The following is a 26,591-nucleotide window of genomic DNA, read 5'->3' on the forward strand; positions in this document are numbered from 1 at the left end:
TTATGGCTGCTCAACGTGCCTTGCTGCCTATTTATAGGCTTCGGTTCAATCTGTTGTATCAATTTGGTTTCATTGAGGTTAATCCGGATGAGTGGGTCCTTTATGAAAAGGACACGCCTGCAGGGCACCCTGATGTATCAGAGGCAAGCTTACTCGCTAAAATTCCTGCCTTCAGCACAGCTGACGAGGTAATTCTGTTGGATATTGAATTGCCAGAGCAAAGCAAAGCTGCTTTACAAGCTGCTAGTGCATCTATAGGGATACACTATCCACAACTCAGCATAGAGGCCCAAGCAGCTTTTGATACCCTAGCCGCAGAATTGAGTAAGCCGCATTCTATTAGCGAGAAATCTCGGTTAAACATTGTGCAGGTGCGGCGTCTGTATCCGCTCACTACACAAGCCGGACAATTATTAGCTTCTCGTTTAGACCCGCGTATTAAGCGGCAGCCAGCGGTGTTTGAAGCTGTAGCAGAGCAGGCTGACCACCGGTTATTGGCGTCGGAAACCCGATTAGGCAGCGAAGCACTTCTGGAAATAGCTGGGGTCCCTAGTAAACATCTTGACGAAGGGTTATTGCAAGATGTGGAAAAGGCTGTGGCAGTACGCCTAGAGCGACGTGAAATTCAAACGAGCGATTCTTTCTGGGTGCATTTAATCGTTTATGGACGATATGAGCCTTTTCCCAAAAACGATTATGGGTACCTATATGACCTATGTGTAGTTTTTCATCGCAGCCTCAGCGCCCGCGATGGCCGTCGAGGACATGATAACAGCTACGAAGCAACCAGATTTTACAAAGCACTAGAAGCTAACAGAGCAGCTTCTACTCGCGAGAGAGTCACCCAGTTGCTTCTCAACGCTGAATGGGCCGAGAAGCTGAGAAATGAATTAACAGACACTCGTACTAACCTCAGAATGTACCTGAGCGCATTCATCTACCTTAAATTCCGGGGGGAATTTGAAGCAGAGGACTATCAGTTCAGCGGTAAACTTCTCGATTTAATTCGTCTGACGGCCGACCACTATCCATCGGAAACGAGAGTTGCCCTGCAATTACTAGGCGGTTTTTTAACATTCAATAAGATTTCAGGGGCTTACTATGAAGTAAGACAAATCCCCTTATTTCAGGAGCGAGGGCAGAAATATATTCCAATTTCAGAATATAAAACAAGTTCCCAGCGCAGGGCTGAATTATTTGCTGTGCCGCCGACAGCATCAATCCTTTCAGGGCCGAGTAAAAAGGTAGTTCCTGACGAAGAGGCCCCGGTTTTCGAGTGGAACTTGACAGCTGAACAGGATGCTAGGCAGAGAGCGCAGGCATCGCAGCAGATGGATGCTCCTACTCAGGAAGCAGCCTCGGTTGGGTTAGAGGAGTTGCAAAGCGGACCTAATATTGTTCCTCTTCCCGAAGCACCTGCAATCAAACCAAAGCGCTCATACCAGAAGAAAGGAAATACTTCAGCCGTTCCTAAAGCTGAGAAGCTAGTTAAGGTTAAGGAGTCAACTAAAACTAAAAATAGGAGGGGGCTGCTTGATTCCATCTCTGGCCAGCTGACAATATCTTCAGAGGAATCGCATACCGAAGCACCAGCACCTGATTCTACGCCCGAGTCGTAAACCACTTTAATATGGAGCAAACTTCTTATTCGCCTCCTAGTGCTATCGATGATGCTTTCCGGTCCAGGTCTTTAGCATAAGAGCAAAGAAGCTCAACCATATCAGGGTTGAGCTTCTTTGCTCTTATGCTAGGCAGTAAATCTATTCACCGATTACATACACCGGCACAGCCTGCGCGTCGACGCCCCGGCCGGTTTCCTTCTTGACCTCTCTGCCATCCAGCAGGATAGAGCAGGTGATTTCCGAGGCCGCCGTGCCTCCGTCGATACTGGCCAGGATGGTCAGGTTGTCGCCTTGCTTCATGGTCCGCTTAAACTTGTAGCTCACCGGCAGCGGTGTGTTGCTGAGCGTCGTATTGCCGCCGCTTTCATTGGTGTAGCTCAGGTAGTCCGAGGTTGGAGCATTGGAGGTAACCTTGTATTCTACCTGATACTGGCCTTGGTTAAAAGTTTGGTCCCAAAATTACATCGGGCCACCCATGGTTAGTTCGCCACAGCAACACGGGCAGCCGTGTCGGCGGCACTGGTAACCACTTGAGCAAAGACCTTACTTGCTTGAGGGGCACTGATGCAACGGGATCCTTCGGCAAGTTCGATTATCGCCGCTTCAAGCAAGGAGGCTTCATGTGGTTATTAACCCGGCGCTCACGGGACGTCTTCGATGCCCTGTATTTCGCCCTGCGGGGAGTAGTAGAAGAGTTGGTGCTTCCGTACTATGTGGCCGAGCGTATCGCGAAACTGGTAGCGGTGGGACACGAAGCATACTCGCTGTCCTTGCTTTGTTTGACAGGTCTGCCGGCCAAACGCTACACTTTCGTAGCTGTCCGGATTCGACAGATGCTGTAGCAAATAGGAGTGCACCTCTTGTTCAGGTGAACTGCCCTTGGCGGTGTCAGTAGTGACTGATTCGGAATCCTGCTGCCACTCCTGGACTACCCGCCACCCAATCCACCCCCAACTACCAAAAGCCAGCAGCAACAGAATTGCGACGCTAGCGACGCTGACCACCCGCCATGTTGCCGTGGGAGCAGTCCTGGATTTTTTAGGAAAGCGACGCGCGTGCATGCCAGAAGTAGTGATGGTGGGTAGATACCTGAAAAGGCCCTGGTTGGCGTCAGGACTACAGCAGCACGCTGTCGACGGGCCGGGCAACGGCCGGCAGGACTGACTCACCCAGCATCTGCCGCAGGTCTACCTCGATGGAGCGGCACAGCGCGGTCATGGGCACGTCGTTCATGCGGTTTTCAAAAGGGTCTTCGCTCATGTCGCCTACCAACTCAATGGTGCTGAACACCCACGATAGGGGTCGCACTAGAGTAGGAACGGAAAACAACGCTAAGGCCAGTTGGTCGAATTTTGGCGGGTCGGGGTGTCTCAGAATACGTGCGTTTTTCCGCTCCGCTGGTCGCGCTCGTTTGGCCTCCTTACGAGTCGGGCAAAAACTGTCTCATATGCTGTTCTCACGAATCAATGGCTCGCTATCTTTGCTCCTGCTGACTTCCTGAGAATACCGCCTATGATTTTCGGCTACGCCCGTGTTAGTACCCCCGACCAGCAGCTACACCTGCAAACCGATGCCTTGCAGGCCTACGGCTGCGCGGAGGTCGCGCAGGAAAAAGTATCGTCCGTGAAAGAGCGCCCGGCGCTGCAGCACCTGCTGACCCGCCTGCGGGCGGGCGATACGCTCGTGGTCTGGAAACTCGACCGACTGGGCCGCTCGCTCAAAGACCTGGTCACACTGGTCAGCGGCTTTCAGCAACAGGGGATTCACTTTGTCAGCCTGCAGGACCATCTGGACACGACCACCGCCCAGGGCCGCCTCATGTTTAACCTGTTTGCCTCGCTGGCTGAGTTTGAGCGCGACATCATTCGGGAGCGCACCAAGGCGGGCCTGACGGCGGCCCGGGCACGGGGCGCCAGGGCGGCCGGCCTAAAGGTCTTTCCAAAGAAGCCCTCTCCAAAGCCCAGGCCGCAAAAACGCTTTACCTGCAACAAGACAAGACGGTAGCAGAAATCGGGCAACTGCTGGGAGTGGGCCGGGCCACTATTTACCGTTACCTGGCCTATCTGGGGGTAGCAACCGGCGGAAAAGCGCAGGAAGCGGCGTAGTTCGGGCCGTTCTATCCAGACAGCTCAGTGCCCCCGTCAGAAAGTCTTCAGAATTGCCAGCTACCTTTCAGCCGTTCCTCACCTTGCACTCCCGTGAAGCTGCTGATTGTAGAAGACGAGCCGGCCCTGCGCACCTCCTTGATGGAGTACCTGCGCCAGGACGGCTACGTGGTGGAAGCAGCGGCCAGCTACGAACAGGCGCACGAGAAAATCAAGCTCTACCAGTACGATTGCGTGCTGCTGGATTTGACCCTGCCCGACGGCAACGGGCTGGACGTGGTGCGCACGCTCAAGGCCGACCGCTCCCCGGCCGGCGTGCTCATCGTCTCGGCCCGGGGCGCGCTCGACGACAAGGTGCTGGGCTTGGAACTGGGGGCCGACGACTACCTGGCCAAGCCGTTTCACCTCTCGGAACTGAGCGCCCGGCTGAAGGCCATCATCCGGCGGCGGCAGTTTCAGGGGCAGCGCCACCTACTGTTTCAGGAGTTGACCGTGTTTCCCGACCAGGCCCGGGTACTGGTCAACGGGGAACCTGTAACGCTTACGCGCAAGGAATTTGACTTGCTGCTGTATCTGCTCACCAACCCCGGCCGCGTGCTGACGAAGGAGTCCATTGCCGAGCACGTCTGGGGCGACGCGGCCGATGCGGCCGACTCCTTCGACTTCCTCTACACCCACCTCAAGAACCTGCGGCGCAAGTTGCAGGACAAAGGAGCCGGCGACTACATCCGCTCCGTGTACGGGGTGGGCTACAAGCTTAGCGCAGAATGAAGCTGCTGGCCGCCACCAACCGCTACTACCTGCTGCTGGCCACCGTGCTCTTCACGGCCGGCAGTGTGTTCCTCTACTACGGCGTGCGCTGGACGCTGCAAAGCGAAGTGGAGGAGCGCCTGTTTCAGCAGCGTGACTACTTGCGGGCGCAGGTGCAGCGCACCGGCCACCTGCCCGGCACCCCGTTTGAGGGCCGCATGCAGCTCAGTGCGCAGCCGCAGCCGGAAGGGCTGCGCGATACCCTGCTGCTGGAGCCCCTGGAAAACGAGTTGGAGCCCTACCGCCAGCTCACGTTTCGGCTGCCGCTGAACGGGCAAACCCAGTGGGTATCGCTCAGCAAGGCCCTGCTGGAAACCCATGACGTGCAGCGCCTGATTGTGCTGTTGCTGGTGGGGGTGCTGGGTACGCTGCTGCTGGGCGTGGTGGGGCTCAACCGCTGGCTGACCCGCCGCCTCTGGGCCCCGTTTGAGCAGACCCTCCACCAGCTGCGCGGCTACGACGTGCGCCAGCACCAGGTGCTGCACCTGCCTGATGCCCACATTGAGGAGTTCGCCCAGCTCAACCACACGCTCACCCACCTGAGCGAGCGGGTCGCGGCCGACTACATGTTGCTCAAAGCGTTCACGGAAAACGCCGCCCACGAAACCCGCACCCCGCTGGCCATCATGCAGGCCAAGCTGGAACAGCTGCTCCAGCTGCCGGATTTGCCCGCGCCGGCCGGCCCCTTGGTGGGCGACCTGTACGCGGCCGTGCAGCGGCTGGCCCGCCTGCACCAGGGGCTGACGCTGCTCAGCAAAATTGAGAACCAGCAGTTTGCCGCCGCCCAGCCGGTGCCGCTGGCCGAGCTGCTGCGCGAAAAGCTGAGCCAGCTGGAGGAATTCATCCAGCAGAAGGAGTTGCAGCTGGACGTGCAATTAAATGCCGCGCCGTTGCTTATGCTGCACCCCGCGCTGGCCGATTCGCTGCTCAGTAACCTGCTGCACAACGCCATCCGGCACAACTTGCCGGGCGGCCTGTTGCGGGTGCAGCTGCGTGCCACCGAGCTGGTCATCACCAATGCCGGCCCCGCCCTGGCGGCGCAGCAGAAACCCGCACAGTTTTTCGAGCGGTTTCGCAAGCAGAATGCCGCTTCGGACTCGCCCGGCCTGGGGTTGTCCATCGTGCAAAGCATCACGACCTTCTATGGCTTTACCGTGGCATACGACTACGCCCCGGATTCGGCGCGGCATACGCTGCGTGTCCGGTTCGCTTCAGCGGTTCCCCGCCCCTGACCCCTACAGAATGTGCACAGAATTGCGCTCTACGTTTGGGGCGTACCTGCTGCTTTTTTGTATGCCCCGCTCCGTGTTGCTCCCCTGGCTGTGCTGGCTGCTCCCCTGTTCCCGTCCCGGGCCCAGACGGCGCCTGCTGTTTCGGTACCGCCTTCCCTGCGTGACTCCACCACCCGCCCGCCGCTCTGGCAGGGGCCGGTGGCGCGGGCGCTGCTGGTGCCTACGCTGCTGCTCACGGCCGGCGCCCTGACCACCCATCGGGTGGAGGCGCTGGAATCAGACGAGGAGCTGCGGGAGGAAATCCGCGAGCATATGGGCCGGCCCACGACGACGCTCGACAACCAGCTCCGGTACCTACCAGGGGCCGTAACGCTCGGCCTGGGCCTGGCCGGGGTGCCGGGCCGTCACAAACCCGTGGACCAGCTGCTGCTGGCGGCGCTGGCCTTCACCCTCAACGATGCGGTGACCAGCAACCTGAAGAAGCTCACGCAGGTGCAGCGCCCCGACGGTTCCGACTTCCATTCCTTTCCCAGCCAGCACACCAGCCTGGCCTTCGCCTCGGCTACGTTTCTGCACAAGGAATACGGCGGGCGTAGCGTCTGGTACAGCGTGGGCGGCTACTCGCTAGCAGCGGCCACGGGAGGTATTCGCATGGCCAAAGACGTGCATTGGTTTTCCGATGTGCTGGCCGGAGCCGGCGTGGGCATTCTGTCAACGCAGGCCGCGTACTGGCTGTACCCGCTGGTAACAAAACCACTGCGCAAGGTGCTGGGCAACCGGGCGCTGGTCGTGCCCAGCTACCAGCAGGGGGCCATCGGGGCCACCGCCGTCATGGCGTGGTAAGGCAAGAGAAGGAAACTACAGAATGCCTTCAGAATCGTGCGGGAGCTTTGTCGGGCTAACCTGCGCCAACGAGCCAGCGCATGGCTTCCTCACTAACGGTCCCTCCCATTGCCCAGCAAAAAACAGATAAAAACAAGCCTGTTGCGTACCTGGCTCACGGCCTCTCTGGGCCTGTGCGCCGCCGCTGCCTCCGCCCAACAAGTGGACAGCCTCTCCTTTATCCGCTCCAAGCGCATGTCGGATGCCGACCTGGCCAAAAAACGGGAAGGCCTGTTCGTGACCGGCTTGCCCGACCTCTCGTCCGACCCGGTGACGGGCTTCGGTGTGGGGGTTAAAACCAACATCATCTGGAACGGCACCCGCGACAACCCGCTGTTTGCCTACACGCCCTACCTCACACGCCTGCGCGCCAACGCGGCGTACTTTACCACCAACGCCCGCGAGCTGACGCTGTCCCTGGACGTGCCCTACTACAAAGGCACGCGCTGGCGTTACCGCGTGGACTTCAAGGCCCAGCAAAACCCGGCCAACCTGTACTTCGGCTCGTCCGAAACCACGCTCGGCCGCCTGCGCCTGCCCTCCAACCCGGACGAGACGTTTGCCACCTACGCGGAATATGACGCGGCCCGCAAAACCCTGCGGCCCGGGCAGGCCGGCGAAGCCGCCGAGGTCACCGATGCGCTGTCCAACCGGTTCCGGGAAACCGAGTTCATGCTCAACCTCAAAGCTGACTACGCCCTGGGCAAAGGTCGCTGGCGCGTGATGGGCGGCTACGAGATTCAGCACCTCTCCTACGACACGTTCCAGGGCACCAAGGCCGAGGCCACCCGTAACGGCGAAGAAACCACGGCGCCTAACGGCACGTCGCTACTGCAGCGCGATGCCCAGCAGGGGCGCATCTTTGGCCTGGACGGGGGGTGGGTGTCCATTATCCAGACGGCGCTGATTCACGACACGCGCGACTTTGAGCCCGACCCGACCCGCGGGGTATACTTTGAAGCCGCCAACGAGTTTTCCAGCCCCGCCATCGGTTCGCAGTTCAGTTTCAACAAGCTGTTTTTCCAGGGCCGGGCCTACCGCAAGCTGCCCGTGGGTCCGCGCACGGTGCTGGCCGGGCGGGTCGGCGCGGGCACCATTTTCGGGAAAGAAGCGCCGTTTTTTGAGTTTCAGGACCAGTGGAGCCCCGACGGCAGCATCAACGCCCTGGGCGGGCGGCAGTCGCTGCGGGGCTACCGGGCCAACCGCTTCCTGGCCCGCTCGCTGGCCTTTGCCAACGCCGAGCTGCGCATCCGGCTGGCCGATGTCAAGCTGGGCAAGCAGAACTTCGGGCTGGGCGTGGCCCCGTTCGCGGACGCCGGCACGGTGCGCGACCGGTGGCAGGACCTAGGCTTTCGCGACGTCCGGTTTTCGTACGGAGCCGGGGCGCGCATTGCCTGGAACCTGTCCACCATGCTCTACGCGGACTACGGGGTGTCCAAGGAAGACCGGCTGTTCTACTTCGGCATCGGCCAGAATTTCTAACCCCGTGGCGGCGCGGCGCTTCCCGGCCGGTTGTTCGGGTTTGATAGCGGCACCGTGCGCCATTTGGCTTATTCTTTCGCGCCTCCCTGGCCCATGCCCGTAGAATTCCTCAGTGACGAGCAGGCCGCCCGCTTCGGCTGCTACGCCGACGAGCCCAGCCCCGAACAGCTGGCCCGGTTCTTTTACCTGAGCGCAGCCGATGGCCACCTCCTGGCCGCGCGCCGACGCCCCGCCAACAAACTCGGGTGTGCCGCAGCTCTGCACCCTGCGCTTTTTGGGCACCTTTCTGACCGACCCGCTGCGGGTACCGGCCGTGGTGGTGCAGACGCTGGCCGAGCAGCTGCACCTGCCTGCGGACGCCTTGGCCGCGTACCGGACCCGGCCGAACACGTGGTACGACCACCAGGCCCGGATTGTGGCCCACCTCGGGTACACCCCGTTTGACGGGCGGCAGACGTTCCGGCTCACCCGCTGGCTCTACGCGCAGGTGCTGACGAGCACCGTCCGGCCCAGCGTGCTGTTTGATTTGACCACGGCCCACCTGGTCGCCCAGCGGGTCGTCTTGCCCGGCGTTTCGTTACTCGCCCGCCTGATTGCGCGGGTCCGCGAGCGCACCGGCCGCCACCTCTACCGCCAGCTGCGCACCCGCCTGAACCCGTCCCAGCAAGCGGCGCTGGAAACCCTGTTGACCGTGCCGGCCGGCGAGCGGCTCACCCACCTGGAGCGCCTGCGCACCCCGCCCACCCGCGTGTCCGCCCCGGCGCTGGCGGCCGCTTTGCGCCGGGTGGGCGAAATCCGCGCCCTGGGCGTGAGCGCCGTGCCCGTGGCCGACTTACCCGAAGCCCGGTTGGCGCGCCTGGCCCGCCATGCCCAGCTGGCTTGGGCACAGACGCTGGTGCGCATGGGCGAGGAACGCCGGCTGGCCACGCTGCTGGTCTTCGCCCAGACCCTGGAGCGCACCGCTACGGACGACGTGCTCGACCTCTTCGACAGCCTGCTCACGTCGCTGGCCCTGCGGGGCGAAACCAAGCGCCGGCGCGAACGCCTGCGCTCGCTCAAGGACCTGGACCAGGCCGCGTTGCTGCTCCAACAGGCCGTGGAACTGCTGCTCGACGAGGCCGTACCGGCCGGGCAGGTACGCCAGCAGGTGTTCGACCGCCTGGGCCAGGCGCCCTTGCGCGCTGCGGCGGCCACCGCAGGAACTAGCCAGTCCGCCGGAGGACCCGCTGGCCGAAGCCTTGAGCGGCAGCTACGCCACGGTGCGCCGGTTCCTGCCCGCCTTGCTGGCCGGCGTCGCCTTCGAGGGGACGCCCACCGCCAAACCGCTGCTGGAGGCCTGGGCCTTTTTGCAGCAGCAGGAAGCCGGCGGTCGGGGCCGCCCGAAGTGGTCGGCCGCGCCCCGCACGGTCGTCCCGAAGGGGTGGGCCCGGCGGGTGTTTCCCGCCAAAGGGGAAGTGAATCCCCAGGCGTACACCCTCTGCGTACTGGAACGGCTGCAGCACGCCGTGCGCCGCCGCGACGTGTTCGTGCCGACCAGCGAGCGCCACGCCGACCCACGGGCCGAACTGTTGCGCGGGGACGCCTGGGAAGCCGCCCGGGATTCGGTGGCCCGGGCCCTGGACCGCTCCCTGGACCCGGCAGTGGAACTGGCCCGTCTGGGGCAACTGCTGCGCACGGCGTATGCGGACGTTGGGGAGAACCTGGCGCAGCACACCACCCTGCAGGTGGTCGAGCAAGACGGTCAGCCGGTCGTCACCCTCAGCGCCTTACCGGCGCAAGAAGAGTCCGAGCACCTGGTGCACGTGCGCGAGCAGCTGGCGGCGGCCCTGCCCCAGGTCGAAGTAGCGGCCCTGTTGCGGGAGGTGGACGCGTTTACCGGCTTTTCCCTCGCCTTTACCCACGTGGCCGACGGGCAGCCCGCCGCCGCCGACCTGCCGCTCAGTATCTGTGCCGTGCTGTTGGCCCAGGCGTGCAACCTGGGGCTAAAAACCGTGGCCCGGGCCGACGTGCCGGCCCTGACGCTGGCGCGCCTGGCGTGGGTGCAGCAAAACTACCTGCGCGCCGAAACGCTCACCGCCGCCAATGCCCGCCTGGTGGATGCCCAGGCGGGGCTGCCATTGGCCCAGGCCTGGGGCGGCGGGGAGGTGGCCTCGGCCGACGGCATGCGCTTCGTGGTGCCCGTGCGCACGCTGCACGCGGGCTGGAACCGCAAATACTTCGGCTCCCAGCGCGGGGTGACGTACTATAACTTCACCAGCGACCAGTTCACGGGCTTTCACGGCATCGTCATTCCCGGTACGCTGCGCGACTCTTTGTTCATCCTGGCCGGGTTGCTGGAACAACAAACCCGCCTGGACCCGCGCGAAATCATGGCCGATACCCACGGCTACAGCGACGTGGTATTTGGCCTGTTTTCGCTGCTGGGCTACCGCTTCAGCCCCCGCCTGGCCGACTTGGCGGACCAGCGCTTCTGGCGGCTGGAAAAAGAGGACGACTACGGTCCGCTCAACGAGTTGGGCCGCCACGTGGTCAACGCCCGCCTGATTCACGCCCACTGGGACGACATGCTGCGCCTGGCCGGCTCTCTGAAACTCGGCAAAGTCAAGGCCACGGCCGTCATGCGCACCCTGCAGCGAGCGGGCTCGCTCTCGGGGCTGGGGCGGGCGGTCGCCGAATTGGGCCGCGTCGAAAAAACATTGTATTTATTAGCCTACGTGCAGGACGAGGCCTACCGCCGGCGCATCCTGGTGCAGCTCAACCGGGGCGAGGGGCGGCACGCCGTGGCCCGGGCCGTCTTTCACGGCAAGAAAGGGGAGCTGCGCCAGCGCTACCGCGAGGGCATGGAAGACCAGTTGGGCGCCCTTGGACTCGTGGTCAACGCCCTGGTGCTGTGGAACACCCGCTATCTGCAGCACGCCCTGGAACGGTGGCAGCAGACGGAAGGCGTGCTGAACCCGGACGACGTGGCGCGCCTCTCGCCCTTGCTGCACGAGCACGTTAACATGCTGGGCCGCTACGATTTCAGCCTGCCCGAAGACATTGCCGCCGGCGAAATGCGCCCGTTGCGCAACCCCGCCAACTGGGAAGAACGGCTGGTCGAATTTCCTTAGCGTTGTTTTCCGTTCCTACTCTAGTGCGACCCCCGATACCAGCACCGAGAAGGGCACCGTCAGCCAGAAGTGGCCGTGGCCGAGCTTCTCGAACTCCGCCAGCAGCCCGAGCGGCAGAATCAGGATGAACACCCACACGAACACCAGGCTGGAGAAGGCATACTGGCGCGGGTACGGGGTATTCTTGATTCGTTCGCAGCCGCCTTGCAGGTTGGCTAGCTCCCGCAGCTCCTCCATCAGGGTCCGGCGCTGCAGGTCGTTGAACAGTCCCTCGGCCTGGGCTACGGCGCGGCCCTGTAGCAACAGCAACTGCGCCGGGGCGTTGGCCACCCGGCGCAGCTGGTTATCTTCTTCGGCGGTCAGCAACGGGGTCACGGCTTCGGCCCACAGCTCGGGCTGCCGGCGTAGGTGCAGGCGGAGCGCGTTGCACCACGCCAGCTGCCGCAGCACCAAGGCTCGTTGCGGAGCGGTGATGGTCGGTGCCGGCTCTGTATCGGTCTGCTGGGTGTTGGTTAGCACGAATACCGACCAGCTACGGCTGCGGTTGACGATGCCGCCCCAGAGCGTACGGGCCTCGTTGAAGCGGGCGTAGGCACTGTTGTTTTTGAAGCCGACGTAGAAGGACACGGCCACCCCCACAATGCTGACCAGCTGCCAGGGTACGTCCAGCCAATGGAAACCCAGCGGGCCGAACAGCACCGCCAGCGTGAGGTCATAGAGGGTAAACAGCAGCACATTTTTCCAGGCGTAGCGCCACGCTATGCGCCAATGAATATTGCGACGAACGTACATACAGGGAGAAGCAGGAAGTGAATGGGGGAGTTAGGTCCGGCTACGCCATCATGCCCAGCAGCAGGAACAGCAGAAAGCCGCCGAAGAAGGCCAGCGTCTGTAGCGTGGTTTCGGGTAGCTCGTGCGCTTCGCTCAACAGCTCTTCCGTGACCAGATACAGCAGCGAGGCCAGCCCGAAGGACAAGACGGCCTCCACGAACTGATCGGAAGCGCCCTGCAGCACAAACAGGCCCAGGCCGGCTCCCACCAGAATCATACTGGCCAGGGCCGTCAGAATCAGGACTGTCTTGCCCCGGCTCTGCCCGCTCCGGCGCAGCTCCACGGCCGTGGTCAAACTGAGGGTGAGCATTTCCAGCGCAATGGCAATGGCTAGCAACGTCCCTTCCTTGGCCCCCACCGCGAAGCCGATGCCCAGCAGCAGTCCGTCGATAACGACGTCGATACTCACGGCCGCCAGCATCCCCCAGGGCAGCGCCTCGGGCGCGTCTGGCGTCGGCGTTTCGGTCGTGGAACCGGATTTCTCCAGGCGCTGAGTGAAGTACCGCAGGCCGAACATCACGGCCAGCCCCAGCGCGAAGCCCAGCCCAACTTCCAAGGGCGCGCGACGCTCCACGATGTCCGGCAGCACATCAACGGCAACGACCGAAAACACGACGCCGGCCGCGAAGTGCAGCAGCGCCCCGCGTAGCGCGGGGCTCGGCACGCGCCAGACCCCAAGTAGGGCCCCAATGACCATGACGCCGACTGGCAGTAGGGCATAGCCCAGCACGGTGGTCCACGGGGCCAGTGCTTCGGTGGGCACGAGCAACAGGATGGTAGTTAACAGCATATTACACATCGGTTGGGAGTACCTGAACGTCCTGAGCGTGGGCGGTGCCGGTGCCGTGCTGGTGCCCGGCCGCCGATACCGGGTCGGTGTGGACCAGCGCGGTATTGAGGTACTGCACGTCGCGGATGAGCTGCGCTTCCACGCGGCTGCCCAGGTCGTGGGCCTGACTTACCGTCAGCGAGTCGTCCACCGCCACGTCTACTTCGGCGTTGAGCTTGTGGCCCAGCCAGCGCAGCCGAATGGTATCGACGCCCTGCACACCGGGCACTTGCTGGGCACTGGCCCGCACCGCGTCCACCATTGCCGGGTCTACGCCGTCGAGCAGGCGGGTGAAGATGTCCTTACCCGAGCGCCAGACGATTTTCAGGATGACCAAGCTGATGAGCAGCCCGATAATGGGGTCGGCCAGCGGGAAGCCGAGCCAAATGCCGATGACGCCCAGCAGTACCGAGAGACTGGCAATACCGTCGGTACGGGCGTGGTAGCCGTCGGCCACCAGCGCGGCGCTGCCGATTTCCTTACCCACCTTGATGCGGAAGATGGCCACGGCTTCGTTGCCCAGGAAGCCGACTACCGAGGCTACCGCCACGGCCCCAAGATACTTCACCGGCTCGGGGTGGTAGAAGCGCTGGATGGACTCGTAGCCCGCCACGATGCCACTGGCCAGGATGATGACCAGGATGATGAGGCCGGCCAGGTCTTCAATGCGGCCGAAGCCGTAGGTGAAGCGCTTGGTAGGCGGCCGGTTAGTGAAGCGAAACGCAATCCAGAGCGGGACGGCCGTAGCTGCGTCGGCCACGTTGTGGATGGTATCGGCCAGCAGGGCAGTGCTACCCGAGTAGAAGAACACCACGATTTGAAGCACCGAGGTAATGGCCAGGCCGATGAAGGACCATTTCAGGGCCCAGATGCCGCGTTCCGAAGACGTAACGACGGCATCCAAGCCCTTCTTGGCCCCAGCGGGTCCTTTCTTCAGGAAGTCCTGCAGGAATTGAGGGAGTTGCATGGGTGAATGGGTTGTGGTGGAAAAGATGATGGCCCGGTAGGCCACGGCGTACACCCAGCCGGATGCACGCCGCGGCACTGGGTCTACTGCCCGGCGGCGGTTGCCTGTTGAATGTCCTGGGCACCACGCACCACCACCCGCTCACCCTCCCGGACGCCGCTGAGCAACTGTACCTGTTGCCCGTTCGTCGCGCCGGTCTTCACCGACCGCAGCTGAAACCGCTCGCCCGTGCGCTGCACGTAGACGTGCGGCTTGCCCTTGACGTCGACCAACGCCGCGGGGCACCACCAGGCCGGTGGTGGCCTTCTTCCCGCTGCCCACGCTACCCTTCGTCAACAGCTGAGTGGCGAAATCCGCCAGCACCCAGGACTTTTCCTTGATGTAGGTGATGTCGCCGGCTTCCTCGTTCTTCGGCTGCTGACGCGCGGCTTCCGCGTTGGCGTACACCATCACGTTCGGGATGGTGAACTGGTCGGTAAACTCCGGCGTCACGATGTCGATGACCAGCGTGCCGGTGCCAGCCGGGGCGGGCGGCAGCTGAAACCGGAAGATGCCGGGTGCGGCCGGCGCATCCGCCGACGCCTTCACCGTGTTGCCGCCTACCTGCAGGCTGACTGTCACCTGCCCGGCCGTGTAGGGCTTGAAGGTGGTGCCGAGCTTGGTGAGGTGGGCCGTGAAGCGGTTCGGAGCCCCCGCAATGAGCGGCTTCGATTCGGCGTACAGCTCCGATTTGGTGGTGAACAGCGTGTACGATACCGTCGGCAGCGACGGGGCGGCGGGCTTGGCGCCCTCGCTCGGGCTGGGGTGCGGATGGCCGTGGTCGGCTTCCGAGGTGGTCGGCACCTGGGCTTGGGCGGCAGGGGCAGCCGCCAGCAGGCAGGCGAGGACAACAAATGTGTTACGAGTCATGGAAATGAAATCAGAAGTGAAGGAATGCGCAGCCGGCAGCTACCAGCTGCGGGGTGGGTTATTCGTCACTGGCGTTTTTGAGCTTGCTCAGCAGGGAGTAAGCGCCTTCGGTCACGTAGCGGGCGGCGGTATCGGCCGTAGCTTGCCCCGGTAGGAAGACCTCGCTGTAGCCGTCGGCCTGCTCTCCGCGCCGGACTTCGAGCATGCGGTAGCTGCGCTGGCCGTTCGCCGCCGATTCCTGCCGGAACACGTACTGCTTGCCCTCGTAGTCCACCACGGCCTTGTCGGGCAGCGCCGGCACGCGCCGGGAGGTGGTTTCGATAACGGCCCGCACGAACATGCCGGGGCGGAGGGCCGGGTCACTTTCCCGGTCCAGGTGGCCGTGGACGCGCACGGTGCGCTGTTCCTCGTCCACGGTGCGGCCGATGAGGTACACTTTCGCTCCCCGCTCGACGCTGCTGTCGTTGGGCACCGTGAAGCGGATGCGCTGGCCGATTTTCAGCTGGGCCGCATCCTTCTCGAACACGGTCAGCTCGGCATGCATGTGCTCGGGGTCCACAAGTTCAAACAGGGCGTCGGTCGGCGTCACGCTCTGGCCCACGGCCACGTTGACTGCTTTCACGAAGCCGTCTTTCGGGGCGCGTAGCGTCGCCGTGGACACGAACGGCTGCTTACCCACCGGCAGCCCCGCCAGACGCAGCTGGGCCGACAAACCGGCTGCCTGCGCCACCAGCATATCGTAGCGGCTCTGGGCCTGCTGCTCATTTTTGGCCGGGGCTACCTCTTCGCGCACCAGCTCCCGCTGCCGAACCAGATCGGTCCGGGCGTAGCGCAGCTGGCTTTGGGTTTCCAGGTACTGCTGCTGCAACTGGATAAACGCGGGGTTGCGGATGACGGCCAGCGCCTGACCCCTGCGCACGGGCGTGCCCTGCAGCAGCGAGGTGCTTTCCACGATGCCGCCCAGAGGCGCGTTGATGGAGAGCATTTTATCCGGCGGCACGTCGATGACGCCGTTGACTTTGAGGCCGGCGCCCAGCACGCGCTGGTCCAGCGTGGTCGTCTGGATGCCCGCGAGTTGCTGCTCGTCCGCGGTCAGCGTAATCAGGTCCGGGGCCGCGGCTGCAGCGGTGCTGTCGGCTGGGGCGGCAGTGGTTTCGGCGGCCGGCGTTTCGGAGGGCTCGTTGCCCTGGCAGCCGGCGCCGAGTACCAACAGACTCAGGGCCGCTACCTTATACAAAGGAGAGTTCATGCAAGAAAATATCAGATATGGGAAAGACGGCGCGGTGGCTTACTCGCCGGCGCTCAGCAGGTAGTCCAGCTCGATGACGGTCTGGTTGTGCTGCAGCAGCGCATCGAGGTAGTCGGTACGCAGACGTAGGGCGCGGTCCAAGTTGAGCAGGTACTCGGTGTAGCCGTTTTCGCCCGCCTTGAAGGCTTTGGTCGATACGCGGGTAATCACGTCGGCCTGCGGCAGCGCCGTCTGCTCGTAGAACTGCAGGCGCTGCTGCTGCTCGGCGCGTTGGGTGAGCAGCGTTTCCAGCCGACCGGCCAGCTCCGCCTGGTAGCGCACGTAGCCGATCTGGGCCACCCGCTCCTGCAGCCGGGCCGACTGCACCCGCGCCCGCTGCGGACCCTGCACCAGGGGCAGGGCCACGCTGGCCTGCACACCCTGAAACCGGTCGCTGCCGGTGAAGGTCCGCGTACCGCCGCCGTCGACCAGCTGCTCACCCCGGATGGACTGGTTGAAGTACCCCACGGTGAAACCGGGCTTGCCCTGTGCCTGCGCGACGCGGGTTTCGGCCTCGGCCACCCGAATCTGCTGCCGCAGCACCTGTGACAACATGCTGTTGGCCAGCAACGTGGTGTCGTCGGCCGCAGCGGCTACTTTGGGTGTGAGCAGCGTCAGGGTACTATCAGCCACCACAACCGGCTCGACGCGCTGCAGCAGAGCTTGCAACTGACGGATGGCGACCTGGTACTCCACGCGGGTCTGGGCCAGCCGGGTGCGGGTTTCGCCCTGCTGCACCAGCGCCGTGGATACTTCCAGCCGGGCCGTTTCGCCATTGCGGAAGCGCACTTGTGAGGCCCGCACAAACTCCGTGTACAGGCTGTCCTGCACGCGCAACGTGCGCAGCCGGTGTCGGGCGTATACGGCGGCTTCGTACTGCAGCCGCACCTGCCGGCGCACGTCGGCGCGGGCTAGGGCCAGTTGCTGCTCCTTGGTCACCACCTGCGCCTTAGCCAGGGCCGTGAGCGTGCGGTAGTACCCCGGCCAGGCCAGCGGCTGCGTGATGGTGAACAGGTTGTCGTTCTTGATGGAGTTGTACTGCCCGTAGCTGCCCTGAATGGTGGTGCGGCCTACTTCGCGGGCCGCCCGTACCGATGCCTGCTGGGCCGCTACCTGCTGCTGCGCGCCCAGCACCGTGCCGCTCTGGCCTAGCGCCACGTCCACGGCCTGCGTGGCATTCAGCACGTCGCCTTCCGCTGCTCCCGGCTTCTGCGCCCAACTGGTGCCAGGCAGCAGAGTCAGCGCCAGCAAGATGCTACCCGCGACGCCCAGCTTGGTGGTGTTCACCGAATCATCCTTCTTCGCGTCCCGTTTCGCCGTCCACGCTTCTTCCAGGTAATAGAGCACCGGCAACACCAGCAGGGTGAGCAGCGTGGCCGTCACCAGCCCGCCAATCACCACCGTGGCCAGCGGCCGTTGCACCTCGCTACCACCCGACGTGCTCAGGGCCATCGGCAGGAAGCCCAATGAGGCCACCATCGCCGTCATCAGCACCGGACGCAGCCGCACGTGCGTGCCCTCCAGAATGCGCTGGCGCAGGTCCGTCATGCCTTCTTCCTTGAGCTGGTTGAAGTAACCGATGAGCACGATGCCGTTGAGCACGGCCACCCCGAACAGGGCAATGAATCCTACTCCTGCCGAAATACTGAACGGCATGTCGCGCAGCCACAGCGCCAGCACCCCACCGATAGCCGACAGCGGAATGGCGGTGAAGATCATCACCGACTGGGTGAGGGAGTTGAACGTGGCGTAGAGTAGCAGGAAGATGAGCAGCAGCGCTATCGGCACGGCAATCAGGAGTCGGTCGCGGGCCGACTGCAGGTTCTCGAACTGCCCGCCGTAGGTCGCATAGTAGCCCGGCGCGAACTTCATTTCCTTGTTGATGCGCTGCTGGGCTTCGTTGACCAGGCTTTCCACGTCGCGGCCCCGCACGTTGAAGCCCACCGTGATGCGGCGTTTGGCGTCGTCGCGCTGAATCTGGCTTGGCCCGCTGATGAGCGATACCTTCGCCACCTGGTCGAGGGGTACTTGCCGGCCGCTGGGCGTGGCAATGAACAACTGCCGCAGGCTGTTGATGTCTTGACGAGAACCCTCTTTCAGGCGCACCACTAGGTCGAACCGGCGTTCCTGCTCGAACACCTGGCCGGCTACCTCGCCCGCAAACGCGGCCTGCACCGTGCGGTTGACGGCTTCTACCGTCAGGCCGTACTGGGCCAGCCGGTCCCGGTCAATCTGCGCCACAATCTGCGCCTGGCCGGTAGCCCGCTCCACGTACAGGTCGGAAGCACCGGGCAGCGTGCGGATGATGTTGCCCACGCGGCTGGCATAGTCATCGAGCTGCTGCAGGTCTTCCCCGAAAATCTTGATAACCACGTCCTGCTTGGCGCCCGAAATCAGCTCGTTGAAGCGCATCTGGATAGGCTGTTGGAAGCCGAACGTCACGCCCGGAATCCGTCCCAGCCGCTCCGACATCTTCTCAACCAGCCCTTCACGGGTATCGGCCGTGGTCCACTCTTTCTTATCCTTGAGTACGATAATCAAGTCGCAGGCTTCCACCGGCATGGGGTCGGTCGGGATGGCCGAGGAGCCGACTTTGGCTACCACTTCCTTCACCTCGGGAAACTCCTTGAGCAGGATACCGGCCGCTTGCTGGGCCTTTTCGGCGGTGTAGGTGATGGACGAGCCGGGCAACACGCGGGTCTCTACCGCGAAGTCGCCTTCCTCCAGCTGCGGGATAAACTCGCCGCCGAGGGTGCGGAACAGCAGCAGCGCCCCGACGAAAAGCGCCACCGCTACGCCCAGAATCAACGTTTTGGCACCGAGTGCCCACTCCACCACGCGCTGGTAGCGCACGGCCAGGTTGCCCAGCACCCGGTCGGAGAGATTGGGCTTGTGCTCGGTGTTGCGGCTCAGGGTCAGCGCCGACATCATCGGCACGTAGGTGAGCGAGAGAATGAAGGCGCCAAGGATGGCAAACGCCACCGTCTGGGCCATCGGGCGGAACATCTTGCCCTCCACGCCGCCCAGCGCCAGCAGCGGCAGGTACACGATGAGGATGATGATTTCGCCGAACGCGGCCGAGGAGCGGATTTTGCTGGAGGCGTGGTACACCTCGTCGTCCATCTCCTCGCGGGAAAGTATCGTTGCTCCTGCGGCCCGGGGCAGGATGGCGAGCCGGTGCACGATGGCTTCGACGATAATCACGGCTCCGTCCACAATCAGTCCGAAGTCAATAGCGCCCAGACTCAGTAGGTTACCCGATACATCGAAGGTGCGCATCAGGCCGATGGCAAAGAACATGGCCAGCGGAATCACCGACGCCACCACGAGGCCAGCGCGCAGGTTGCCCAGGAAGATAACCAGCACGAAAATCACGATGAGCGCCCCTTCGGCCAGGTTTTTCGTGACGGTGTGAATGGCCTGGTCCACCAGCTTAGTGCGATCCAGGAACGGCTCGATAACCAGGCCCTCGGGGAGGGTTTTCTGAATCGTAGCCATGCGCTCTTTCACGTTCTTGATAACCTCCGAGGAGTTGGCACCCTTGAGCATGAGCACCAGTGCGCCCACCACTTCGCCCTCCTGGTTGCGCGTCATCATGCCGTAGCGCACGGCATGGCCGAAGCGCACCTCGGCCACGTCCCGCACCAGCACCGGCACGCCGTTGGCGTCCTCGGGGGCTTTTACCACCATGCGGCCCACGTCTTCCAACGACCCGGCCAAGCCCTCCGTGCGGATGAAGTAGGCGGCCGGGTTCTTGTCGATGTAAGCGCCACCCGTGTTCTGGTTATTCTGCTCCAGCGCGTTAAACAGCTCGCCGATAGTTACGTTGTAGCTGCGCAGCCGCTCGGGGTCCACGGCCACCTCGTACTGCTTAATGTTGCCGCCGAAAGACGACACGTCGGCCACGCCGGGCGTACCCAGCAGCTGCCTACGCACCAACCAGTCCTGCAACGTACGCAGCTCCGTGGGCGAGTATTTCTTCTCGTAGCCCTTCTTCGGGTGCAGCACATACTGGTAAATCTCACCCAGGCCCGTCGTCACCGGGGCCAACGCGGGCGACGCGACACCGGCCGGAATCTGCGCTTCGGCTTCCTTAAGCCGCTCTGTTACTTGGTTGCGCGCCCAGTACACGTCCACATCGTCGGGAAAGACAATGGTGACGACGGACAGTCCAAAGCGCGAGAAGGAGCGGACCTGCTCCACGTTGGGAATGGTCGCAATGGCCTGCTCGATGGGGAAGGTCACCAGCCGCTCCACGTCGGGGGCACCGAGGGAGGGCGTTTGGGTAATGACCTGAACTTGGTTGTTGGTGATGTCGGGGACGGCGTCGATGGGCAAGTGCGCCACGGAATAACCGCCCCAGGCCACAAGGGCCAGTGTCAGCAACCCGATCAGCAGCTTGTGCTTGATCGAGAAGCGAATAATGGAGTCCAGCATGAAAAAAGTCTAAATCAACACGATGTGCCGACGGCCACAGACCTTCCCTTAGGAAAAGCCGGACGTCGGAACGTAACCCAGAAAAGCGGGGGGTGATTTAGGCCCGGGGGGGCTGCCAGCACGGGCGCAGCACTCCTTGGCGGGCGGCGGGCTCGGCATGGTTCGGCAACCGGCTGGCCGCAGCGTACTGGGCCGGGTTGGGTTGCCAGGTTAGCGCAACCGGTAGCACGTACACTGCCGCAGAGGCCGTATCGTGGCCGTGGTGCAGCGGCAGGGACTGGTGGTCGGCGGCGTGGTCACCGCTGTGCTCATGCGAGTCAGCGGCCACAAAGTGGTCGTAGACGAAGTCCAGTAGGGTGCTGCTGGCGTGCTCGTGCGTGCGGTGCTGCCAAGCCGAAGCCACTTCCGTTAGCTCACGCGCATCCCCTCCCGGCAGCAAGCTGACGGCGAGCAGGTGAAAGCTGAGCAACAGAAGCAGAAAACGCGACATGGGCACAAATATACCCAGCGTTGGGCAAAGCGTCTACGTGCGCAACTAATTCAGGTTCATTTTTAATTCCGCAGCCGCCGGGTGGTGTAAGTGTCGTATGCTGTTTGCCTGGCTGTCCTGGCGGCTGGCACGTACACGGTCACGCATCACACTTGCTGCTATGCCTGTCGCTACCTTACTCGCGCCTTTCCAGACATTACGAAACCCGGTCTTCGCCCGCCTGTACGCGGCTCAGACCATCAGCCTCTTCGGTGACGCGCTGACCTGGGTGGGGTTGGCCCTGCTGGCCTACGAGCTAGGCGGAGCCGAATCGGCCGGCGTGCTGGCCTTTGCCCTGACGCTACGCGTGACGGCCTTCGTGGTTCTCTCACCGCTGGCTGGTCTGCTGGCCGACCGCTTCAACCGTAAGATCATTATGGTCACTGCCGACGCGGTGCGCATGATGGTCATTGCTCTGCTGCCCTTCGTCACGCAGGTGTGGCAGGTCTATGCGCTGATGTTTACCGTTAACGCCTTCACCGCGTTTTTCACGCCCACCTTTCAGGCTACGTTGCCGGCCGTCACGACCGACGAGGAGCTGGCGCCCGCCCTGAGTCTGGCCAGTGCTACTCAGGAGTTGCTGGGTGTACTCGGGCCGGGCCTGGCCGGCGGCGTGGCAGTCCTACTCGGCGCCCGCGACATCTTCTTTGTGGATGCCGTTTCGTTTCTCTTATCCGGCGTGCTGATTCTGACCCTGCCCGCCCGCCTGCGCGCCGAGAACGAAAACCAAGATGAACAGCGCATCACCGTGCCGAACCTGCTGGTGGGCACGCGCCGCCTCTGGAGCGACGGCCCGATGCGCTACGCCCTATTGCTGGAGTTGGGGGCCGCTGTGAGCGGAGCCCTGATTCTGGTGAACACTGTGGGCGACGTGAAGGGCCGCCTGGGCCTGGGCGACGCGGCTTACGGCTGGGTGATGGCCGCCTTCGGCATCGGGGCCACGGCCGCCGCTCTGCTGGCTGGAGGCCTGGCCAAGCGGGTGGCCCATGCCACGTTTCTGCTGGCTGGGGCCCTGCTCACCACCTTAGCGGTGCTGCCGGCCAATTACGCGAGGCTGGGGGACTACTGGCGCTTTGGCTGCTGGCCGGGGCCGGACAAAACGCGGTGAATCTTGCCACGCAAACCATCATTGCCGAGCAAACACCCGAGGAATACCAGGGCCGGGTGTATGGGGCGCACTTCGCCTGGAGCCACCTGTGGTGGGCTTTCGCCTACCCGCTGGCCGGCTGGCTGGGTACCCGTTTCCCCACCCACTCATTTTGGTGGGGTGGGCTGCTGGGCCTGCTGCTGCTTGCTGGTTCTTGGTTATTCACGTGGCAAGCCATGAGGCCATCGGAGCCACGAAAACCCTGAGTGTTTGTTGCTCGCTGCGCTGGAGGAGACACATTTTCCTGTTAATCGTATTCTTGCGGGCTATTCCAGCGCTTGGTTTACTAAGAGGTGGTATTTTCGCGCACTTTACCACTCGTGCCGTATGCTATTCCCGGATTCTGCAATACAGTTACCTGCCGCCTCACTGCAACTCGACGCGGAGTTGATAGTACGCGTTACCTGGACTTCTCACCGGTATCAACCAGCGGAATTCCGGGCCGTATTGGAACAGGTGCTGCGGCTATTACTCGCCAGTGGTAGCGGCAAAGTCTTGGCCGATCAACGCCTGATGATGCCCATTCCGCCGCCCGAGCAGGAATGGTTGCTGCACGAGTGGTTGCCGCGGGCTCTGCGCGACGGGGGATATCGTTACGCCGCTGTTCTGCCCTCTCATGAAGTATTTGCTCGCCTAGCCAGCACAAATGTCAGTATGCGGGTTATGACTCCCTATCCGGTGTATCGGTGGTTTGACAACGAAGGCAGCGCCCTGGAGTGGCTGCGGCAGCAGTAAGTGTTGTCTGTGCGCAGTCTGCGCTGTATTGAACAATACAGTGCCCGCCTAATGCTCCGTGCCAGGCATGTGCTGTGGCTTGCTTTTACCTAGCTGGTTGAGGGCCAAGCGGAAGCCGGCGGCCAGCTGCGCGGCCGGGCCCCGGCCGTAGTAGTGCAGGAACACCATGCGGGGCTGGTCAAAAAGCATGTGGTTGTGCACGGCCACCACTTCCAGCTTGTGCGCGCGCAGGGCTTTGATGACGGGATTGACTTCGCCTTCGAGCATGGCAATGTCGCCGGCGATGTGGGCATCGTCCTGCTTGCCGGCAAACGCGGCCCAGGAGTTCAGCCCGATGGCGGCCGTCATTTCCGTGTTCATCATCACCACCTGCAGGTCTTCACGGCCGATGGTATACTTATAGGTGGGCCCGTTAACGGTGCCCTGGGCCCCCACCAGCTTGTCCAGCGCCGGCAGGTCGAACAGCTCCTTGCCCGTGGGGGCTGCCGGGGCGGCCGGCGTTCCATTATTGCCCGTCGCGGCACTGGGCGCGGCGGCCGAGGCGGGCTGGTTGGCGGGCAGCAGCTTGGAATTTTTCAGCGTGGCGGCAAACTTCTGCGCCAGCTCGGCCGGGCTGCCCATGCCGCACGTGCATGTAGAAGATGCGCGGCTCCTCGTAGAAGAAGTGGTTGTGCACCGCCCCCACTTCCAGCCCGTTGGCGTGGGCCGCGTCCATCAGGGGGGCCACTTCCTCCTGCAGCAGCACCGTGTCGCTCATGAGCATGGCCGACTTGCCATCGAGCGTGTGCTTGATAGCCATCCAGCCGCCGAAGCCGAAGGGAATGGGCACCGGCTCGCCCTTGATGCGCATGTTCAGGTCGTTGCGCGGTAGACTCACCACGTGCGTGGCCTGGGCCTCGTTGTAGGTACCCTTCTTGCCCAGAGCGGCGTCGATGGCGGCCTGGTCGGGCGCAGCCAGCGGGGGCGTCTTGCCCTTGCCGGGGGCAGCCGCCGCAGCCAGCGAGTCGGCGGGGTGTAGCAGGGAGGTGGCGCCGAGCAGGGCGGTGGCGCGTAGCGCGTCGCGGCGGGAAAGTAGATGGTCCATGGCGGGTGGGGCTAGTAGGTTGATGGGGCGTTGCTATGCCCCTTTACGGGCGCCGCCTTAGCCCGGCGGGGCTGGTGGTACAGCCAGCGGAACGGCGGCCGGCGCGGGGCAAAAATCGAGGTTATGGAAGAAAAACAGGCGAATGGTGTGCTGGTTGCGGTAGGTGTCGCCGGCCGGCAGCTGCTGAAACAGGTGCATGTAGCCCGCGTGCAGCTGGGCCTGCTTGCTGACCTGGTACACCAGCCCGGCGAAGGCCCGGTTCTGGTCGAAGTAGTTGTAGCGGATTTCCCGGCCCAGGTTCACCATCAGCTCGTCGTTGAGCAGCAGTTGCAGGCCGCCGGGCTCAAACCGGCGCTTGGTCAGCGGCAGAAACAGCGCCAGGTTGTAGCGGGTGCGCCAGTTGAAGTCGAATGCGTCGGTGCGCTCGTTCTGCACGATATGACGCCGAAACCGTTCTTCCAGCCGCACCCATTGCATCAGCCGGGCCTGCGGAAAGCGGGTGAACCACTGCACCTGTTGCCAGGGCCGGTGCTCGGCCTGCCCGATGGTGCGGGCCCCGTCGGGGAAGTGGTGCACGTAGGCGTAGCCGCCAGTCAGACGCACATCGTCGGTGAGGTAGTATGTGAGCCCGCCGCGGGCCACCGTTTGAAACAGGGCCTGCACGAAGTGGTCGTGCAGCCGCACATGCAGGTCGGTCCAGGTGCCCCAGTGCTGGGAGAAGCGCGTCTGGTTGAAGTAGCCCACCCAAGTCTGCTGCTCACGCACGAACTGCTTCTGCGCCCGCGCCGGCAGGGCCAGCAGCAGCCCCAGACCCCCGAGCACCACGGGGCCCTGCCAGGTCGAAGTAAGAAAGGAAAGTCGGTTGCGCATCAGGTCCGGCTGCTGCTCCCTTCACGCGAGAGGCACCACCCGACGGCAATGCTACGGCCCGCCTAGTGGGAAAAATAGAACGGAATTTTCCGTTGGTAGAATCTTTACCTCGCCGTGCGTTTCCGGCGGTAGGCGGCGGGGCTCTGGCCGGTGTGCTGCTTGAAAATGCGGGTGAAGTGGCTTTGGTCGGAAAAGCCCGTCAGGTAGGCAATTTCGCCCACCGGGTAGGTGGTCGTATCCAACAGCTGCAGGGCCTTGTCGATGCGCATCTTACGAATATACTCCCCAAAGGAAAGGTCGTCGAAATACCGGGCAAACTCGCGAGAGAGGTAGGTCGGGTTGACCTGTAGGGTTTCGGCCACCTCCGTCAGGCGCAGCGCCAGGTTCGTGTCGAGGTGGTCCTGGATCAGCTCGCGCAGCTGCACGGTCCACGCCGGGGGCGGGGCATTGCGGTCCTTGGCGCGCTGCAGGTAAGCGGTGTATACCTGCACCAACAGCTGCTCCTCGGGCTGCTGGGTGTGGGCCTGCCCCTGCAAGTGTTGGGCCCAGGTATAAAGCGCGTCGTAGAGCACCAGCCCCTGCTGCAACAGTTGCTGGTCGTCGCGGATGTTGTAGGCCAGCCCGGCCGAAATGGCCCACAGCCCGGCCGCCTGCTGGGCCAGGGCGTGGTTGTCGGTGTCGGCGCCGCGCACCACCGGCGCCATGGCCAGCAGGGCTGGGTCGCTCAGCTGGTACTTGCGCAGGAAATAGTCGAAAGTACATTCCGCCCCGTAGTGGGTGAACTCCACCCCCGGCACGTCAAACGGAATGGCGCCGGTGCGCTCGGCCGTGGCCGTTACCTCCGCCGCGGGCACGTAGATGATTTCAGCGGCCGGGTCGATGAAGCGTAGAATCAGCCAGGGGCAGGCCAGCCGGTCAATCTTGGGACGCTCGCGGGTAATCCAGTGCATGGGCAAGAGAACAATGCAATTACGGCCCTCAAACCACCGGGGAGGATGGTGCGCCAACAATGGCCTGGCTGCCCGTAGGAACGCCTAAGTGGGCTAAGTACCGGTAAATGGTTGCCCGGCCAACGCCGAGCAGTTGCCCGATTTCGGCCACGGTTTTGTCTTGCTGGAGATACAGCGTCTTGGCGGCCTGCGCCTTGGCCAGCGCTTGTTTCGACAGGCCTTTCGGTCGGCCGCCTTGACGACCCCGGGCACGGGCGGCCGTCAGCCCGGCCGTGGTTCGCTCGCGGATAATATCCCGTTCAAACTCGGCCAAGGAAGCAAACAGGTTGAACATCAGGCGTCCCTGGGCGGTAGTGGTATCCAGGTGGTCGTGCAAGCTGACAAACTGTACGCCCTTTGCCTGAAACCCGGTCACCAGTGTCACCAACTCTTTCAAGGAACGGCCCAGCCGGTCAAGTTTCCACACCACCAGCGTATCACTCGCGCGCAGTTGCGTCAGCAGCCGCTGCAAAGCCGGGCGCTCTTTCCCGGAAGAGACTTTTTCCTCTACTACTTCAGCGCAGCCGTACGCTCGCAGCGCATCGGTCTGCAAATACACCTGCTGGTCGGGGGTGCTCACTCGGGCGTAGCCGTACATCATGCGGATTATTCTCACAAAGTCAACGAGGCCGAAGATAGTGAGTTATTGATTCGTGAGAACAGGAAATGAGACAATTTTTGGGTAGGTTGGCGCGCAACGAACCGGCCGGGACAGATGCCTCGGTAAAACGTC

The 26,591-nt window shown here is 63.1% G+C and carries 24 protein-coding genes and 2 pseudogenes; 12 read left to right on the forward strand and 14 right to left on the reverse strand.

Annotated elements, in window-relative coordinates; translation table 11 throughout:
* The first annotated feature begins 2 nt into the window (after positions 1-2).
* Complete coding sequence (locus ACN19L_RS24230) at positions 3-1,619, forward strand: hypothetical protein (protein WP_426491446.1); 1,617 nt, start codon at positions 3-5, stop codon at positions 1,617-1,619.
* Positions 1,620-1,760: 141 nt separating this feature from the next.
* On the opposite strand, the gene ACN19L_RS24235 is transcribed toward ACN19L_RS24230, so the two are convergent.
* Positions 1,761-1,946 carry a hypothetical protein gene (locus ACN19L_RS24235; protein ID WP_426491372.1) on the reverse strand — a complete coding sequence of 62 codons (186 nt, stop codon included), beginning with the start codon at positions 1,944-1,946 and terminating at the stop codon, positions 1,761-1,763.
* 206 nt (positions 1,947-2,152) lie between these two features.
* Here ACN19L_RS24235 and ACN19L_RS24240 point away from each other — a divergent pair, with 206 nt between their 5' ends.
* Positions 2,153-2,464 carry a hypothetical protein gene (locus tag ACN19L_RS24240; RefSeq protein ID WP_426491373.1) on the forward strand — a complete coding sequence of 104 codons (312 nt, stop codon included), beginning with the start codon at positions 2,153-2,155 and terminating at the stop codon, positions 2,462-2,464.
* 274 nt (positions 2,465-2,738) lie between these two features.
* On the opposite strand, the gene ACN19L_RS24245 is transcribed toward ACN19L_RS24240, so the two are convergent.
* Positions 2,739-2,930: a hypothetical protein gene (locus ACN19L_RS24245; RefSeq protein WP_426491374.1), complete on the reverse strand. Its 192-nt coding sequence runs from the start codon at positions 2,928-2,930 to the stop codon at positions 2,739-2,741.
* A gap of 204 nt (positions 2,931-3,134) precedes the next feature.
* On the opposite strand from ACN19L_RS24245, the gene ACN19L_RS24250 reads away from it, so the two are divergent.
* From ACN19L_RS24250 to ACN19L_RS24280, 7 genes and pseudogenes are all read left to right on the forward strand, one after another.
* The gene (locus ACN19L_RS24250) at positions 3,135-3,626 is read left to right on the forward strand and encodes a recombinase family protein (RefSeq protein WP_426491447.1); all 492 of its coding nucleotides are present in this window, start codon (positions 3,135-3,137) and stop codon (positions 3,624-3,626) included.
* Positions 3,602-3,727: pseudogene (locus ACN19L_RS24255) on the forward strand (hypothetical protein); the annotation flags it as partial. The gene ACN19L_RS24250 and the pseudogene ACN19L_RS24255, both read left to right, overlap by 25 nt.
* Positions 3,728-3,820: 93 nt before the next feature.
* Positions 3,821-4,498, forward strand: coding sequence for a response regulator transcription factor (locus ACN19L_RS24260; RefSeq protein ID WP_426491376.1), 678 nt, complete (start codon positions 3,821-3,823; stop codon positions 4,496-4,498).
* Positions 4,495-5,769 (forward strand): sensor histidine kinase, encoded by a 1,275-nt coding sequence (locus ACN19L_RS24265; RefSeq protein WP_426491448.1) that lies wholly within the window; start codon positions 4,495-4,497, stop codon positions 5,767-5,769. Before ACN19L_RS24260 ends, ACN19L_RS24265 begins: the two co-directional genes overlap by 4 nt.
* 90 nt (positions 5,770-5,859) lie before the next feature.
* Positions 5,860-6,612 carry a phosphatase PAP2 family protein gene (locus ACN19L_RS24270; protein ID WP_426491379.1) on the forward strand — a complete coding sequence of 251 codons (753 nt, stop codon included), beginning with the start codon at positions 5,860-5,862 and terminating at the stop codon, positions 6,610-6,612.
* 108 nt (positions 6,613-6,720) lie between these two features.
* Positions 6,721-8,133, forward strand: coding sequence for an Omp85 family outer membrane protein (gene omp85 / locus ACN19L_RS24275; protein WP_426491380.1), 1,413 nt, complete (start codon positions 6,721-6,723; stop codon positions 8,131-8,133).
* Between the two features lie 93 nt (positions 8,134-8,226).
* Positions 8,227-11,243: pseudogene (locus ACN19L_RS24280) on the forward strand (Tn3 family transposase).
* Between the two features lie 15 nt (positions 11,244-11,258).
* On the opposite strand, the gene ACN19L_RS24285 reads toward ACN19L_RS24280, so the two are convergent.
* From ACN19L_RS24285 to ACN19L_RS24315, 7 genes are all read right to left on the reverse strand, one after another.
* Positions 11,259-12,035: a bestrophin family protein gene (locus ACN19L_RS24285; RefSeq protein ID WP_426491382.1), complete on the reverse strand. Its 777-nt coding sequence runs from the start codon at positions 12,033-12,035 to the stop codon at positions 11,259-11,261.
* Between the two features lie 40 nt (positions 12,036-12,075).
* Positions 12,076-12,864 carry a ZIP family metal transporter gene (locus ACN19L_RS24290; RefSeq protein WP_426491383.1) on the reverse strand — a complete coding sequence of 263 codons (789 nt, stop codon included), beginning with the start codon at positions 12,862-12,864 and terminating at the stop codon, positions 12,076-12,078.
* Between the two features lies 1 nt (position 12,865).
* On the reverse strand, positions 12,866-13,870 hold the full coding sequence (locus ACN19L_RS24295; RefSeq protein WP_426491384.1) for a cation diffusion facilitator family transporter: 1,005 nt from the start codon (positions 13,868-13,870) through the stop codon (positions 12,866-12,868).
* Positions 13,871-14,011: 141 nt separating this feature from the next.
* Positions 14,012-14,779 (reverse strand): hypothetical protein, encoded by a 768-nt coding sequence (locus ACN19L_RS24300; protein ID WP_426491449.1) that lies wholly within the window; start codon positions 14,777-14,779, stop codon positions 14,012-14,014.
* A gap of 58 nt (positions 14,780-14,837) precedes the next feature.
* Positions 14,838-16,028 carry an efflux RND transporter periplasmic adaptor subunit gene (locus tag ACN19L_RS24305; RefSeq protein ID WP_426491386.1) on the reverse strand — a complete coding sequence of 397 codons (1,191 nt, stop codon included), beginning with the start codon at positions 16,026-16,028 and terminating at the stop codon, positions 14,838-14,840.
* Between the two features lie 39 nt (positions 16,029-16,067).
* On the reverse strand, positions 16,068-20,504 hold the full coding sequence (locus ACN19L_RS24310) for a CusA/CzcA family heavy metal efflux RND transporter (protein WP_426491450.1): 4,437 nt from the start codon (positions 20,502-20,504) through the stop codon (positions 16,068-16,070).
* 97 nt (positions 20,505-20,601) lie between these two features.
* Positions 20,602-20,994 carry a hypothetical protein gene (locus tag ACN19L_RS24315; protein WP_426491387.1) on the reverse strand — a complete coding sequence of 131 codons (393 nt, stop codon included), beginning with the start codon at positions 20,992-20,994 and terminating at the stop codon, positions 20,602-20,604.
* Positions 20,995-21,154: 160 nt separating this feature from the next.
* Here ACN19L_RS24315 and ACN19L_RS24320 point away from each other — a divergent pair, with 160 nt between their 5' ends.
* From ACN19L_RS24320 to ACN19L_RS24330, 3 genes are all read left to right on the forward strand, one after another.
* Positions 21,155-22,141 carry an MFS transporter gene (locus ACN19L_RS24320; RefSeq protein WP_426491451.1) on the forward strand — a complete coding sequence of 329 codons (987 nt, stop codon included), beginning with the start codon at positions 21,155-21,157 and terminating at the stop codon, positions 22,139-22,141.
* Positions 22,138-22,386: a hypothetical protein gene (locus tag ACN19L_RS24325; RefSeq protein WP_426491452.1), complete on the forward strand. Its 249-nt coding sequence runs from the start codon at positions 22,138-22,140 to the stop codon at positions 22,384-22,386. The genes ACN19L_RS24320 and ACN19L_RS24325 overlap by 4 nt, the downstream gene beginning before the upstream one ends.
* Positions 22,387-22,507: 121 nt before the next feature.
* Positions 22,508-22,915: a hypothetical protein gene (locus tag ACN19L_RS24330; protein WP_426491389.1), complete on the forward strand. Its 408-nt coding sequence runs from the start codon at positions 22,508-22,510 to the stop codon at positions 22,913-22,915.
* 48 nt (positions 22,916-22,963) lie between these two features.
* Here ACN19L_RS24330 and ACN19L_RS24335 read toward each other — a convergent pair whose 3' ends face one another.
* From ACN19L_RS24335 to ACN19L_RS24355, 5 genes are all read right to left on the reverse strand, one after another.
* On the reverse strand, positions 22,964-23,536 hold the full coding sequence (locus tag ACN19L_RS24335) for a DUF1259 domain-containing protein (protein WP_426491453.1): 573 nt from the start codon (positions 23,534-23,536) through the stop codon (positions 22,964-22,966).
* Complete coding sequence (locus ACN19L_RS24340) at positions 23,421-23,999, reverse strand: DUF1259 domain-containing protein (RefSeq protein ID WP_426491454.1); 579 nt, start codon at positions 23,997-23,999, stop codon at positions 23,421-23,423. Before ACN19L_RS24340 ends, ACN19L_RS24335 begins: the two co-directional genes overlap by 116 nt.
* Before the next feature lie 57 nt (positions 24,000-24,056).
* Positions 24,057-24,869: a DUF2490 domain-containing protein gene (locus ACN19L_RS24345; protein ID WP_426491391.1), complete on the reverse strand. Its 813-nt coding sequence runs from the start codon at positions 24,867-24,869 to the stop codon at positions 24,057-24,059.
* Positions 24,870-24,973: 104 nt separating this feature from the next.
* Positions 24,974-25,819 (reverse strand): chromate resistance protein ChrB domain-containing protein, encoded by an 846-nt coding sequence (locus ACN19L_RS24350; protein WP_426491392.1) that lies wholly within the window; start codon positions 25,817-25,819, stop codon positions 24,974-24,976.
* A 28-nt stretch (positions 25,820-25,847) separates the two neighbouring features.
* Positions 25,848-26,459, reverse strand: coding sequence for a recombinase family protein (locus tag ACN19L_RS24355; protein WP_426491393.1), 612 nt, complete (start codon positions 26,457-26,459; stop codon positions 25,848-25,850).
* Positions 26,460-26,591 lie beyond the last annotated feature (132 nt).

This window comes from Hymenobacter sp. 102 (assembly GCF_049949205.1).
GTDB lineage: Bacteria > Bacteroidota > Bacteroidia > Cytophagales > Hymenobacteraceae > Hymenobacter.